Raw genomic sequence first — 14,145 nt, forward strand, 5'->3', positions numbered from 1 at the left:
TAATGCGGGTACGATCAGCTCCTGGCCGGACAGTTTACGTTTCAGAATGAACGATCAGGATAACGCTTCGCGCAACGCACCAAGCGGCAATCCACTCAATGCCTCGTCATCACTACCGGCCAGACTCGTCCAGAGCACAATCGCATCGGGTGAGAGGCGGTAACGGGCGTCGAGCTGGCGCAGTAACCAGCGTAGTGCCCGAATCTGCGCATCCGTGTCACCGGCATCACGGGTTGCCGGCCAGCCAGCCGGACGTTCCAGTGCGATACCGATACTGATGCGGTTCAGGTTATACCGGACGCCGCCACCGGTGGCGAATCCGGCATGCCATGCCGCTTTGGCTTCATCAATCAGGCGGTAGATACGACCGTCAAGGCCAATCAGGTAGTGGGTGGCAAAGCGGGCATTGAAGTCGGTCATGGCAGCAATTGTTTCAGCCACCGCACCGGGTACCGCGTGCAGCACGACCATACTCACGCGCTCGCCGTGACGCTCGCCGAAGGCCATAGCCGGCGGTGTCACCTGGGTGATACTGAAACCACCATCGTCGGGCGGGGTTAGACTCTCTGCCGACACAAGCGGCGCAATTGCCATGGCCATCCCTAACACCGGCATCCCATGCTGACGCGCCAGGTCACTCAATCGTTTCACATCAGCCCAATTTGGCACTACGTTGTACAGAACATCAAGCGCGAAGGGCTGGAGCGCATACGTCGTCTTCTCAAGGGTGATCTGGTAGCTATTGGCCAGCGGAGCACCAATCGCCCACTGTCGGGCCAGTTGATGAAATGCCCAATCGGGCCGATAGGTCGTGCCGGCCTGTTTGAAGGTTTCGGTGAGGAGGGCATCGCGCAGCCTGACCGTCGCCGGATCGGTGGCAGTTCCGATCTGGCTCAACTGACGGACATCGCTCCAGTTGGGAACGAGATTGTAGAGGGTGTCAACGGCAAATGCCTGATACGCATACTGTTTCCCGTCAACGGTAATCTGTGCGCTCTTGCCGACCGGCGGCCCCAGACGGCGGGCAACGGCGTATTGATGAAAGGCCCAGTCTGGTCGAAACGGTGAACCACCGGCCTGATAGGTAGCATCAAGCAAGGCACGCCCCAGACCGCTCGGTGGAATACTGCCGCCCAGTAGCTCACTCAGGGTCTTGACATCACCCCAATTCGGCACCTCGCAATAGAGCGTATCGCGAGCAAAGGGCTGATAGTTATACTCCTTGCCGGCCACAGTTAGCCGTGCGCTCGGCCCCATTGGCATACCAAGCTGGTGTTCGAGCGCATAGGCGTGAAACGCCCAATCGGCATTGTAGCCCTGGCCATTGGTCTTATGTTTGTACCCCTCTTCGAGGAGGGCTTCGATCAAGCGTTCATCATCAGGTGTGGGTGTACCGATTTGGCCGGGTGGTATGGTCGGGGGTGTCGAGTTATTCAGATAGGCTTCAACCTGCGACCATACCCACTCTTTGGTTACTGCCCAGCCGGGACAGCTCTTTTGATTGGTGTAGTCGCGGTGAAACGAGATCAACTGTCGCGGTGGAATCTTCAATCGGCGCGACAACTCCCCCATGACCGCCAGCGAATGCTCCCAAACCTTCCCGGATGGCAAGACCTTGTCGAAATAACCGACCATTTCCAGGCCGATGGAATACCAGCCTTTGGCGAGTGAGCCATTGCCGGCACCAGCGTGAATGCCGATCTGCGACATCGGGGTCGCCAGCCAGATACCATCAGGAGCAGCAAAAATGTGAGGGCCAGCCGTCCAGCCTTTACCGGCGTAGAACTTCTGTATCCCGCGCATGGTGGTCAGGCCACGCCATGAGGTTTCATCGGGTCGGTAGGTATGGTGTAGCACCAGACGAGTTGGTGTCAGCTTACCAAAATCGTAACTGGCAACGTATTCGCGCCATTCGGCAATCGTCAGCATCCGATTGATAAACGGTGGCGAGCCTTCGGTGGGAAAATCGGGCATAGTGTCGCTCCTTCCAGATTAATCGGTTGCGCTAGCCAGACGACGCGACCGAATCAGTGATGCCACCACAGATGCCAGCAATGTGACGACAATCACCCCCAATGAGATGGTCGTCGGAATATGAACGCTATGACCGCCGAGGAACCAGCCGGTGACCAGAGGAGTGAGCATCTTGACACCGATAAACGACAGAATAATGGCAAGACCGAAGCGCAGGTAGTAGAACGATTCCATTACCCCTGCCAGCAGAAAATACAACGAACGCAAGCCGAGAATAGCGCAGATATTCGAGGTATAGACGATAAATGGATCGTGGGTGATGCCAAAAATGGCCGGAATGGAGTCGACTGCAAACAGCAAATCGGTACTCTCAACAATGAGCAACACCAGGAAGAGGGGTGTTGCACTAAAGCGATCCGCTTCGCGCACAAAAAACCGATCACCGCGCATATCCGGCGTGATCGGCAACAACCGACGAGCCAGTCGTACCAGTAGATTCCGTTGCGGGTCTACTTCAGGCTCATCATCGTGGAAGATCAGGCGTACCCCTGTCACCAGGAGGAAGGCACCAAACAGGTAGAGAATCCACTCAAATTGCTCGATCAGTGCTGAGCCTAACAGAATCATCGTCCCGCGCATGATCAATGCGCCGAGAATACCCCAGAAGAGTACCCGATGTTGATACTGGGCCGGCACGCGAAAATAGCTGAACAGCAGTATAAAGACGAAGATATTATCAACACTCAACGAATATTCAACCAGATAACCGGTCAAAAAATTCAAACCATCTTCCGGGCCACGCCACAGCCAGATAATGCCATTGAATATCAGCGATAGTGTTACCCAGACCAGTGTCCACAAACCGGCTTCACGGATCGAGACTTTATGCGAACGCCGATGGAAAACTCCCAGGTCAAGGGCCAAAACCAGAAAAACGATTGCATGGAAGCCAATCCATGCCCAAAGTGTGATGTCCACAATCCCTCCAGAAATGTCATGCAGTATGCTTAGACTTCAATGCGATCTTCATCAATGATGCGCTGTGGAAAGCGAATACGGGCCCGCATCCAACCGGCTTCTTCATCGCGAATTAACGAAAACGAGCCATTCAGGTCGCTATTGACCAGTGTTTCAATAATTTGCAATCCCAATCCGCTACTGTGGCGTGACGGCGGTGGCGGATGACGAGGGCCATCATCGCGCAGCTCGACCAGCACCTGACCGTGTTCAAGCACAGCTTCAACCTCAATCCGTCCACCTTCAACGGCCAGGCCGTGGGTCAAGGCATTATCAACCAGCTCATTAATCACCAGTGCCAGCACGGTTGCATCACGTGAACCGATCCGTACCTCATCACCGAGAATAGCAAAATCAACCCGAATATCGCTCTCGAAGAGGGTACTTTGCACACTCTCGATGACCTGGCGCGCCACTGCGCCAACGGTCGTCACCCCAATATCGTCGCGCGAGAGCAGGTTATGAATAGCAGCAATGGCCTGAATACGCGCTGCACTCTCGCGTAACGCCTTCGCACCGGGGCTGGCCGGATCGAGCCGTCGCAGTTGCATTGACAGTAATGCCGCAATGGTTTGCAGATTGTTGCGCACGCGGTGATGCATCTCTTGCAACAAAGCCGACTTGATCCGCAAAGCACGCAAACTCTCTTCATAGAGGCGTGCGTTTTCAATCGCGATGGCCGCTTCGTCGGCAAAGGTATTGAGCAGCCGTACCTGTTCATAATCGAACAGATGCGGTTCACGACGGTAGAGACAAATACCGCCGATGGTGCGACCACGCGCACGCAACGGCATGCAAAAGAGGGAATGAAAATTCTCTGCCCGTGCCACTGCCGGCAACTGCGGAAACCGGGCATCCTGGTAAGCATTCATAACTGCCAGAGGGCGACCATCGCGTACCGTCTGAATAACCAGGTCGCGCACGCCATCGCCTTCACCACCATAACTGGCAACCAGCTTGAGCTGACCATCTTCCCCCATCTGAAAGATAGCAGCCCGATCCACTTTTGAGAGGTGAACAGCCTTCTCGACGATCAGATTGAGCACATCATGGAGGCCGATCTGCTCGGCAATCAGTTTTGACACCTGTTGCAGGGTGGTCAATTCACGCAATTTCTGGTGCAACCGCTCATCGGTCTGCTGATAGAGCTGGGCATTCGCGATGAAGAAGGCCAGCTCACCGGCAGCCGTCTCAACGAAAGAAATCTCCTCTTGCGTGAACTCGCGTGGTGCGATTGTCTGCACATTAATCACACCCTGCAATTTGTCGGCGCTGAACTGAAACCGTTCCGCCGAGAAGAGCACAATCGGCACGGCCAGCATCGAGCGAAACATCTCTTCACCGAGCTGGGGTTCGCGATGATAGCGCGGGTCTTTGTAGACATCACTCACTGCCACCGGATAACCCAGTTGGGCCGCCCAACCGGTAACTCCTTCGCCAAGCCGGGCCACCACCTGACCAATGGCAGCCCGGTTCAAACCGTGGGTTGCCCGCAGTACCAGATCATCGCGATGCTTATCGTAGAGGTAGATCGAGCAGGCTTCAACATTCATCACCTGCGCAACAGTTTCGACTACCGTCTGAAGTGAAGTATCAAGATCAAGCGTAGAATTGGCCGCCGAAATAATCCGGTGCAGACCATCAAGCTGCGTTGCCCGTGCAACTAAACGAGCCTCCCATTCGCGTGTGCGCTGCTCTTCCTGGGCCGCACCAAACGCCAGCAGTAATTCACTAACGACAATGCCCTGCGCCATTGGTAGCCGGGCCGCAAGATGCAGACCCAACTCGGTTAACACTTCAGCCATTCCACCGCAGGCATACCACTCGGCACCAATCTGCCGCAACAGGCTCAGCCGCAGCGTCGGGTCAGACTGCTGCTCAAGCGCATCGATCAACATCCCGATGGATGGGATCGTCTCGCGCAGTACACCAACCAGATCGGGTGGTTGTGACGTAAGCACCTCATACATAGATCTGACCGTCGCATCCTTCATAGACCGCTCCTTGAGAGCCTACCCGAATAATCCACGCAGGACTACTGGCCGGGTAGGGTTTTTCGGGTTGGCTCCTGGCGTGGGGTGGCGATCAACGTGGAATGGCAGTGAGCAATCATCGGTTTCCCTATCTGAATATCAGCACCGTGCAGAGCACATCCGCGCAGGCACACGTCATCACAATCTCGTTTGTTTTGAGACAATTATACTCGTTTGCGCAAGAGCGTTAGCGCCAGCGGGTCAGAATCTCTTCCCGTTGAAAGACGTTGGTTGCCAGCCAGATCAGACCTGCTGCGATCAGCGCCAATACCAGGGCGAAGATCAGTGCCACCACAACATTCAGCACAAAAAGTCCCAGCATCTGACCAAAGAAAAGCAGCATCACCGGCACAATCAGCACTCCAGCAATTTGTTGGGCACTACGTGGATCGTTTACCCGTGATGAAATCATTACCGTAAGTGCAACTGAAATGATGGCTAAGAGTGGACTGGATAAGAGAAGTGTTGCTACCCATCCTGGTTGCAGCACGAGAGCAGGCACCTGCGGATCGACGACAACAATCGCTAAGCCCACAGCAAAAACGATGGCACATCCCCAGGTCAGCACAATCCCTGGAATAATTGCGGCTAACACCTTACCGAGTAACAGCTCACTTACCTTGATTGGTGCTGCCAGCAATGGTTCGAGGGTGCGTCGATTCTTTTCGCCAACGATACTGTAGGAGGCAAGGACATTCGGAATGATCATCGGCAACAAAAGAAACAGGGTCGAAAACTGCCGCCCGAAGATAACCTGAGCCAGCGCCTCTAACCCCAGATTGGCCAGCGCCGGATCAACAGCCGCCGCCGGAATGTCGGCGGTATCCGGATCGCTTACCAGCCCCATCACAAAGATGAGACCAAGGGCAAACAGTGGCAGAAAGATGGGGGGCAACAGCATACTTAAGAGCAATCCTCGCGACCGCCGCAGCTCCAGCCACTCTTTGGCAATAATCACCTTGATCGGTTCCCAACGCAGCATAATCATCTCTCTGGAGAAGGGTATATGAGAATTGAATTAACAGGACCAAAGATCGTGACGATAACGCACGTCGTACCCGTAACCAGTACGGTCATCGTGCGACACGCAACCGACAGCGGGCACGGCCAGATGAGCAAGCACGACTTCTGCACCTCAAACCATGCGACACATACATCGCTGCACGTGAATGATTGCCAATCCAGCAGGTATGTATGATATAAGCTTCACATCCTCTCGTGTTGTCAATCGAAACAGTTGTGTCGCATGAACCTGCAACCACCAGATACACTTTACCCAGCGACCGGCTCCTGGATCAACTCCAGATACACGGCTTCGAGAGAAGGGGTAAATGGCTCGATGTAGCAAACATCAGCTCCGGCAGCAACCAACGCCCGCACCAGGACAGGATTATCCTTTTCAGGGTCGGTCAATTGTACCAGCAACGTGCGTTCATCATCGACTGTTACGTTCATAACAAACGACAACTGTTGTACCAGTGGAGCCAGTGGTGCAGCCGGGCCGGCCAGTACCACCCGTACACTCCGCCCAAACAGGCGTGTACGCAGATTTGCCGGGGTGTCAAGGGAGATGAGACGAGTACGAAACACCCCGATGAGATCACACAACTCGTCGGCTTCGGCCAGGTTATGGGTAGTGAGAAAGATCGTGCGCCCACTGGCCCGCAGACTCTTGATCACGTCACGAACTGAACGGGAGGCTGCCGGATCGAGACCAGAGGTCGGCTCATCGAGAAAGAGGACTGCCGGATCGTGTAACAAAGCGCGGGCAATGGCCAGTTTCTGACGCATGCCCTTGGAAAAGCCACCGACCGGATCATTACGCCGTTCCCACAACTCAAAAAGGCGCAAATAGTGTGCAGCCCGTTCTGATGCCTGGGTCGCCGAAAGACCATACAGGCGAGCAAAAAAAGTCAGATTCTCAAGCGCACTCAGAGTGTCGTAAAGGGCAGGGGTCTCAGTCAGAATCCCGGTATTGGCCCGTACCGAATCAGCCTCGGTCTGAACATCAAAACCGGCCACCCGCGCACTGCCAGATGAGGGGGCGATCAGCGCACAGAGCATCCGAACCGTGGTCGTTTTGCCAGCACCGTTGGGGCCAAGAAACCCAAAGATCGTTCCTGCGGGAACCACCAGGTCAAGGTTATCGACGGCGGTTATGGTTTGAAAGCGACGACTAAGCTGATAACATTCGATGGCATTCATTGGTGTATCCACAACAGAACGGTCGGTTACCTGTACATTGTACTACGCCAGGCAACAGCACTCGAAGTTACCTCATTAATTAATGATCGTGACGAGCACTCACAGCATTCCAGTGACCAGCAGGATCAACAGCGTGCCACGCGCCGGGTCGTGAGCACGGCTGGTGCGGCAGCCAGGCTGCGACACGCGCATCGCGAGTTGATGGTATTGGCGATGGTCGTCAGCCTCCTCGCTTTCATGCCGGTGTGCCGGGAGCAAGATATACTGCCGTTGGTGATTGGCAAGCGTTCAGGCGCCTGTGTGATGGTGCGGCACGATAGCACAACCTTTTATGAAATAAGTTCTCGATACGATAGCGGATCAGCATCATGTGAAAGCTAAAGGATGCTTGCTTTTAAGGAGCAGACAAATCACACTTCGCATATCGAAGACGTGTATGATACGTATGGACAGAGACGCACGCTACCACTTGACTTGTGATCGAATACACATACTACCGTACACAGGCAAGAGCAGATTCTCTATAATAGCGAGTGTACTGACTATTTGCGTAACAATGGAGGGCGTATGACGCGGCAAGATCTGGCCAGTCTGATCCGGAACATTCCCGACTTTCCAATACCCGGTATTCAGTTTAAAGATATTACCACGTTGATCGGCAACGGTCAGGCATTCAGTGAGGTTATTGATCGTCTGCACGAACGCTACCAGAATCAGCAGATTGATGCGGTAGTCGGGATCGAGTCACGGGGGTTCATCTTTAGTGCGCCACTGGCCTACCGGCTGGGGGTAGGGTTGGTGCCGATTCGCAAACCGGGTAAACTACCGGCTGCCACGTATCAGATCGAGTATCAGCTTGAATATGGCACAAACCGGCTAGAGATTCACCGCGACGCCTTCCAGCCCGGTGCACGTGTGCTGGTGATTGATGATCTGCTGGCGACCGGCGGCACGATTGCCGCAGCCTGTGATCTAATTGAAATGGCAGGTGGACAGGTTGCCGAGCTGGCATTTGTGATTGAGCTGACATTTCTCAATGGTCGTGAACGGCTGCGTGAACGACCGGTCTTCTCGCTGATCCAGTTTTAGAAGGTAGCTCATCTGACAGACAACATGCGAGAGCACACAGCATCCCCGTGACCAGCAGGGTGAACGGTGTGACACGCGCATGGCCGCAAGCACGGCTGGTGCGGCAGCGTGGCTGCCGCACTCCAAACTCTGCATTGACAAGCCAGATCCGGGATCGGCAGAGTGACTGATGCAACACGCGACCGGTGGAGAGAATAACGGGTGTGGAAGCCGGTCTTCCGCACCCCAACAACGCAACTTATACACTAGTGAGCGTGAACGATGACTCCTTCGGCACGTGCCTGATCCGTGAATGGACGATACCGCTGCTCCCTTCTTTTCTTTTCGGTTGTGCTGAAAGATGGCACAGATCCACAAGATACGTTCTGATCTGGATTGATACAAGTCATTGCCAGCCTGGCATCGATTTTGGGCCGATAGATATAGATCATGGCAGAGGCAGCTTCAGAACACATCAGATAGTTACAGCGCTACTTGCCTTGATCTTGACATTTGTGTTATACTATCGCTAAATCCCGAACACAATACAAGTGTAGCGTCCTGATAGAATGGTACTGTCAGCGCTATCGAAGAGAACTCCCCTGTGTTGCATAGCCGTTCTGGCACTACCAGACAAATATCTGCGCATTTGAGCACAACTTGCGGGTTTCATCACATCGTGCAAAAACATGTTGCTCTGCTATTTTTCATCTGTCGCCCCTGAGATACCTACACGACAGATGAAAACCATTCACTGCCAGATACAGTGTCTACTTTCTATCTCATTGACTTCAAGGAGCATGTATCGTGATGACAGTTGCTGAGCTTGAAACAAAAACTCTCGCCGATTTACGCGAAATGGCGCGTAAACTTGACATTTCAGGGATCAGCTCATTGAAAAAACGCGAGCTGATCGATAAACTAATTCAAGCGCAAACGGCAACGCAAACGCAGACGATAACAGTTACCGAGCCTCCAGCGTTACCAGATCTCAATCCGATAGAAACAACAACCGTTGACCGAACTTCCATTGAGTTCAGCACGATATACAGTGATGGCATCCTGGACATTATGGCAGAAGGTTTCGGTTTCTTACGAGGTAATCGGATGCTGCCAAGTCCAGAAGATGTCTATGTCTCACAATCGCAGATTCGTCGCTTTGCCCTACGCAGTGGAGATCGGATTTGGGGGCAAATTCGTCCGCCGAAAGAGAGTGAGCGCTATTATTCATTATTGCGGGTTGAAAAGATTAATGATCAGGATCCGGAAACTGCCCGCAAACGACCATTTTTTGATCAACTGACACCCATTTTTCCCAACGAACAGATTAAGTTAGAAACTGAACCAAATCTCTTGCATACCCGTCTGGTCGATTTGATTGCCCCAATCGGTCGTGGTCAGCGAGGCTTAATCGTTTCTCCTCCCAAAGCGGGAAAGACGATGCTGTTGAAGGCAATTGCCAACGGCATCACGACCAACTATCCTGACATTATTCTGATGGTCTTGTTGATTGGTGAGCGCCCGGAAGAAGTCACCGATATGCGCCGTTCTGTGCGCGGCGAGGTGATCTCTTCGACGTTTGATGAGCCGGTCGAAAATCACACCAAAGTGGCCGAGATGACGCTGGAGCGGGCGAAACGCCTGGTAGAAATTGGACATGATGTGGTCATTTTGATGGACTCGATCACCCGACTGGCCAGGGCGTACAACGTTGCCATGCCCCCGAGTGGACGTACCCTGTCTGGTGGTATCGACCCGGTTGCCCTGTATCCGCCAAAACGCTTTTTCGGTGCTGCCCGTAACATTGAAAATGGTGGCTCGCTAACGATTATCGCCACCTGTCTAATCGATACCGGCTCACGCATGGACGATGTGATCTACGAAGAGTTCAAGGGCACCGGCAACATGGAACTCCACCTTGACCGGAAACTGGCCGAAAAACGCATCTTCCCGGCGATTGATATTCAGCGCTCCGGTACGCGCCGCGAGGATCTCCTGCTCAGCCCTGACACGTTACGCCAGGTATGGACGTTGCGGCGAATGGTGAGCATGCTCGGTGAGAATGAAGGTACCGAACTGATGCTGACCCGGATGGCGAAAACCAAATCGAATGCCGAGTTTTTACAGACCCTTAGTAAGAGTTAGGCTGATGCAACTTTGGTTCACTGATATACGTACAGTATTGCGCCTGGTATGATACATCTGGTAACAGGAGGTCTCGGTTATGAATTGTCCACAGTGCGGCGCTCCGGTAGCTCCAAACGCTCGCTTTTGTACGAATTGTGGCGCTCGCCTGACACCAGCAGCCGCAGCACCATCTTCATTTATTCCGCCGTCAGGTGAGTCGGTCAGTATGGCTGATGTGTACGATAATCGCCCCGGTGAACGCCTCGATCTCCCTGAACCAACCATTGTCGGTACCGGTGTCGGCGCAAGCGGCTTGCGTTACAAAATCATTGGTACGACCATGCAGGCCGTTGTGCTTGAAGTTCCCGCCGGACAAACGATCTTCTCAGAGCGCGGCGGCATGAGCTGGATGAGTGCCAACGTGCAGATGCAGACAAATATGGAAGGCGGCCTGGGTGGTGCATTTAAGCGCATGTTCTCTGGTGAGTCGATCTTTATGGTCAACTTTACGCCGCAGGGCGGGCCGGGCATCATCGGTTTTTCGGCAGAGCTGCCGGGCAAAATTGTGCCACTGAATCTGGCACCGGGCCAGACGATGATTTGCCAGAAAGACTCATTCATGTGCGCCGAACGGAGTGTATCCCTCGATATCCACTTCCGGCGTAAGCTCGGTGCAGGGTTCTTCGGTGGTGAAGGTTTTATCATGCAAAAGCTGACCGGGCCAGGGCTGGCGTTCGTAGAACTGGATGGCGAGGTCGTTGAATACACGCTCGAAGCCAACCAGATGCTCAAAGTAGATACCGGTCACGTGGCGATGTATGAGCCAACGATCAACTTCGATGTCGAGATGGTGCGCGGGTTCAAGAACATTCTCTTCGGTGGCGAAGGCCTATTCCTCACGACACTACGCGGGCCGGGTCGGGTCTGGCTCCAGACCATGCCGGCGATGAATCTGGCGAAGAAACTGGCTCAATACATGCCGACAACGAGCAGTTCCAGCGGTAGCGGTGGGATCAATCTCGGCAATCTCTTTACAAACGATTGAGGACGGTAGATCTCTGGAGCACAACGGGAGGAGTATCAGCTTGATGCTCCTCCCGTTGTTGTGGGCAACGTGCAAGGCAACTGGAGATGCACGTGTTGCGGGAAATGCGGAAACGCTGGTGCCGGTTGTGCACATATGCCATCAGGCAACGAGCCTGGGGGCAATAAGATATGATCTCACTCACTGTTGTCGGGTACTGTGCCGGTACATACATCGCTAGCAAGTTACCTTATGTCAAATCCTGGCGAGAAGTTATCTCGTTCGTTTCTGACCGACTCTATGATCTCGTGACAAGCCAACACAGCATCCCCGTGACCAGCAGGGTACGCAGCGTGACATGTGCCTGACACGGAGCACGGACGGTGCGGCAGCGTGGCTGCTGCACTCCAGGGTGCGCCACGAGCAATCCGGTCTGGAAAACGTATCCTCTCCGAAACGTGATCCCACCGCGTGCGCAGCGGAAACGCCACTCAGGTTCGGCGCCGGGGTGATCGTCAGATCACGGGTTATGAACGCCATTCCACTAGATTTAAAATGACAGATACATGAACACCGGTTCAAAACATTCACGCGCAGTACGGCGTGCGGGGTGATGAGGAGTGTGTCAGGCTTTCTTTGCTCTCGGATGTGATTGAAACACGCCCCCACCCTGGCCCGCCCCCGCTGGGCTATGCATTACCCACATGTCGCGCTGCGTCAAGCAGACTGCAAGCGCTCCCCGTGGCGCGGGCTTCCAGCCTGCGTGGAGGCATCCTCGCCACCGCCGGCAGGGGCTGGCCGTGGCCGCTGGTGCGCAGGCACGAACCTGGTGCAACATAACGTCTACCCGCAGCGATCGCATGCATGCCGGACCAACTCGATGATCGGCACGAGCACATCCAGCACCTCCGTGACCAGGATGGGGAACGGTATGCTACGCGCCGGATCGTGAGCACGGCTGGCGCGGCAGCATGGCTGCCGCACTCCACACCGCCCGACACGCGCATAACGAGCGGGTCAGGCAATCCATCCAGCACGTGCCGGCACGGCTGGAGCTGCGCGCTGCCATCGGGCCAGTCGCCCACAACAGCACCCATAGCGGTTATACCCGCTGATACGCACGTGGTTGATACCAGTTGTGGGTAATGCATAGAGGGCGGGAGAAAGGAGGGCAGACGTGTGATCCAGGGCTTCCTGATAGGGTAGAGGTTGTGATTGATCATCTGTCCTGGCCGTCCGTGAATGCCGCCAGGGGCGGGAGCTTGCGCCTGGCTCCTCCCTCCAGTAATGGTACCGGCACCATGTGCGCCGGAGGCGCGCGCTCCCAGCTCCCGGCTGGGGAGCACGCCCATCATCACGCCCCCGACCCGCTCCGGCACGCGGGCAATGCAGTTTTCGAGTTATGGGTAATGCATAGGCCCGGGGGCGGGGATTGGCGGTGCAGGATGATTTCCGCTGTTGCGAGTTAGTTCAGGATGGCAATATACTCCCAGGGCGATACCACGAACTCCCAGGGCGATACTGGCGCTTACGCACCACGATGGAGTGTTCGAGGGGCAGCGTGAGAGTGACGGTGGATAGCGTGCTATTACAGCGAGAGATACAAGAAGACGGCATAAGGGTAAGCGTACAGAAGCATCACTTCTGCACCTTACCCCGCGTCCATCATCAAGTGGTGCCTGACCACCGCTCATACCCGGCCTGTCATCTACGACGAGCAGTCGTAGCGGCTAACAAGACACAAACAGCCCGCCAGTAAGCGGGCTGCATGAGCATCTTCCCGGGCTGGCTGAGCGAGCAATGGCTAGACGAGATTGACCAGCTCGTTCGCCGTGCGCCGCATATCAAGGAAGACCAGACCCAGCTTGGCCCGGCTCTGCGCCAGCGCAGTCAACACTGCTTCCTCACCAATTGCCATCAGGATAACGTAGCCATCTTCCCCACGCACAAAGACCTGATCGAGTTGCCCGCGCCGCAGCTCGCTTGCGATTCGCTCACCCAGCGAGAGCATTGCCGCGCTCATCGCCGAGACACGATCTTCTTCGACATCTGCCGGCAGCGCCGAAGCCATGATGAGGCCGTCGACGCTTACCACGGCGGAGGCCTCAATGTCGGGCGTGTTCATCGATAGGGCCTTTAGATGCCGCACCATCTCTTCGGTTCTGCTTGCCATTCATATCCTCCTTAGAGGCCGTCAGCCAGTTCGGGACAGGAACGAAACCGTGTGGGCCTGAACAATTAGCTAATAAGTGCAGAACTAACATCACGACGGCCTACACGTCGCTTATTCTACTACATCTTCTCACGCACGGCAACTAGGTTTACCGACTTCTTACAGGATTGTTGTCAGGTTTGGTGATTATCAGGCCGCCATATGTACATTTTCAGTACGAGGTTCCGGTACCGTCCTCTACATACGGCGGTTTTCCCGGCAGCAAACCCGGTCAGATGTAGAGCACTGAGAACGCGGCACCCTATTCTCGCTTTATACGTGCCTGACAACCCCGATTCATGGCAGTAGGATACCATGAAACATCATAACAGGCAAGCGTTTTCCAGCCGTCATCTCATTCATCATCATTGACAGGTCGGATAATCAAGGCGAGAACAGACATCGTCTCGAAGCCAACAGGTGATCGGTACGACATGCAGCCTGGATTGAGCGCGATTGAGCATCAGCAACGGTTTCCCATCCGG

General features: G+C 54.7%; 10 protein-coding genes. 4 read left to right on the forward strand and 6 right to left on the reverse strand.

Features of this window, described 5'->3' with window-relative positions; genetic code table 11:
- Nucleotides 1-54 precede the first annotated feature (54 nt).
- The 5 genes from CAUR_RS01365 to CAUR_RS01385 form a co-directional block, all read right to left on the reverse strand.
- Nucleotides 55-1,974: a peptidoglycan recognition protein family protein gene (locus CAUR_RS01365; RefSeq protein ID WP_012256177.1), complete on the reverse strand. Its 1,920-nt coding sequence runs from the start codon at nt 1,972-1,974 to the stop codon at nt 55-57.
- A gap of 18 nt (nt 1,975-1,992) precedes the next feature.
- Nucleotides 1,993-2,952: a TerC family protein gene (locus tag CAUR_RS01370; RefSeq protein ID WP_012256178.1), complete on the reverse strand. Its 960-nt coding sequence runs from the start codon at nt 2,950-2,952 to the stop codon at nt 1,993-1,995.
- Nucleotides 2,953-2,981: 29 nt separating this feature from the next.
- Nucleotides 2,982-4,985, reverse strand: coding sequence for a GAF domain-containing protein (locus tag CAUR_RS01375; protein WP_012256179.1), 2,004 nt, complete (start codon nt 4,983-4,985; stop codon nt 2,982-2,984).
- A 226-nt stretch (nt 4,986-5,211) separates the two neighbouring features.
- Entirely contained in the window at nt 5,212-6,006 is a 795-nt protein-coding gene (locus tag CAUR_RS01380; protein ID WP_012660412.1) for an ABC transporter permease subunit, read from the reverse strand.
- A 290-nt stretch (nt 6,007-6,296) separates the two neighbouring features.
- A complete protein-coding gene (locus tag CAUR_RS01385) occupies nt 6,297-7,229 on the reverse strand; it encodes an ABC transporter ATP-binding protein (protein WP_012256181.1) in 933 nt (310 codons plus the stop codon).
- 567 nt (nt 7,230-7,796) lie between these two features.
- On the opposite strand from CAUR_RS01385, the gene CAUR_RS01390 reads away from it, so the two are divergent.
- The 4 genes from CAUR_RS01390 (at nt 7,797) to CAUR_RS21130 (ending at nt 12,563) form a co-directional block, all read left to right on the forward strand.
- Entirely contained in the window at nt 7,797-8,318 is a 522-nt protein-coding gene (locus CAUR_RS01390; RefSeq protein WP_012256182.1) for an adenine phosphoribosyltransferase, read from the forward strand.
- Between the two features lie 789 nt (nt 8,319-9,107).
- Nucleotides 9,108-10,442, forward strand: coding sequence for a transcription termination factor Rho (gene rho / locus CAUR_RS01395; protein WP_012256183.1), 1,335 nt, complete (start codon nt 9,108-9,110; stop codon nt 10,440-10,442).
- 79 nt (nt 10,443-10,521) lie between these two features.
- Nucleotides 10,522-11,469, forward strand: a complete 948-nt coding sequence (locus CAUR_RS01400; protein WP_012256184.1) for a TIGR00266 family protein — start codon at nt 10,522-10,524, stop codon at nt 11,467-11,469.
- A 950-nt stretch (nt 11,470-12,419) separates the two neighbouring features.
- Nucleotides 12,420-12,563, forward strand: coding sequence for a hypothetical protein (locus CAUR_RS21130; protein WP_157866360.1), 144 nt, complete (start codon nt 12,420-12,422; stop codon nt 12,561-12,563).
- Nucleotides 12,564-13,252: 689 nt separating this feature from the next.
- On the opposite strand, the gene CAUR_RS01410 is transcribed toward CAUR_RS21130, so the two are convergent.
- On the reverse strand, nt 13,253-13,621 hold the full coding sequence (locus CAUR_RS01410; RefSeq protein WP_012256185.1) for a roadblock/LC7 domain-containing protein: 369 nt from the start codon (nt 13,619-13,621) through the stop codon (nt 13,253-13,255).
- Between the last annotated feature and the right edge of the window lie 524 nt (nt 13,622-14,145).

It is taken from the genome of Chloroflexus aurantiacus J-10-fl (assembly GCF_000018865.1).
Lineage (GTDB): Bacteria > Chloroflexota > Chloroflexia > Chloroflexales > Chloroflexaceae > Chloroflexus > Chloroflexus aurantiacus.

What these genes read in the sequence shown, in the direction of transcription:
- CAUR_RS01365 (WP_012256177.1), bottom strand. Translation starts at nt 1,974, where the DNA reads ATGCCCGATTTTCCCACCGAAGGCTCGCCACCGTTTATCAATCGGATG.
- CAUR_RS01375 (WP_012256179.1), bottom strand. Translation starts at nt 4,985, where the DNA reads ATGAAGGATGCGACGGTCAGATCTATGTATGAGGTGCTTACGTCACAA.
- CAUR_RS01380 (WP_012660412.1), bottom strand. Translation starts at nt 6,006, where the DNA reads ATGCTGCGTTGGGAACCGATCAAGGTGATTATTGCCAAAGAGTGGCTG.
- CAUR_RS01385 (WP_012256181.1), bottom strand. Translation starts at nt 7,229, where the DNA reads ATGAATGCCATCGAATGTTATCAGCTTAGTCGTCGCTTTCAAACCATA.
- CAUR_RS01390 (WP_012256182.1), top strand. Translation starts at nt 7,797, where the DNA reads ATGACGCGGCAAGATCTGGCCAGTCTGATCCGGAACATTCCCGACTTT.
- rho (WP_012256183.1), top strand. Translation starts at nt 9,108, where the DNA reads ATGACAGTTGCTGAGCTTGAAACAAAAACTCTCGCCGATTTACGCGAA.
- CAUR_RS01400 (WP_012256184.1), top strand. Translation starts at nt 10,522, where the DNA reads ATGAATTGTCCACAGTGCGGCGCTCCGGTAGCTCCAAACGCTCGCTTT.
- CAUR_RS21130 (WP_157866360.1), top strand. Translation starts at nt 12,420, where the DNA reads ATGGCTGCCGCACTCCACACCGCCCGACACGCGCATAACGAGCGGGTC.
- CAUR_RS01410 (WP_012256185.1), bottom strand. Translation starts at nt 13,621, where the DNA reads ATGGCAAGCAGAACCGAAGAGATGGTGCGGCATCTAAAGGCCCTATCG.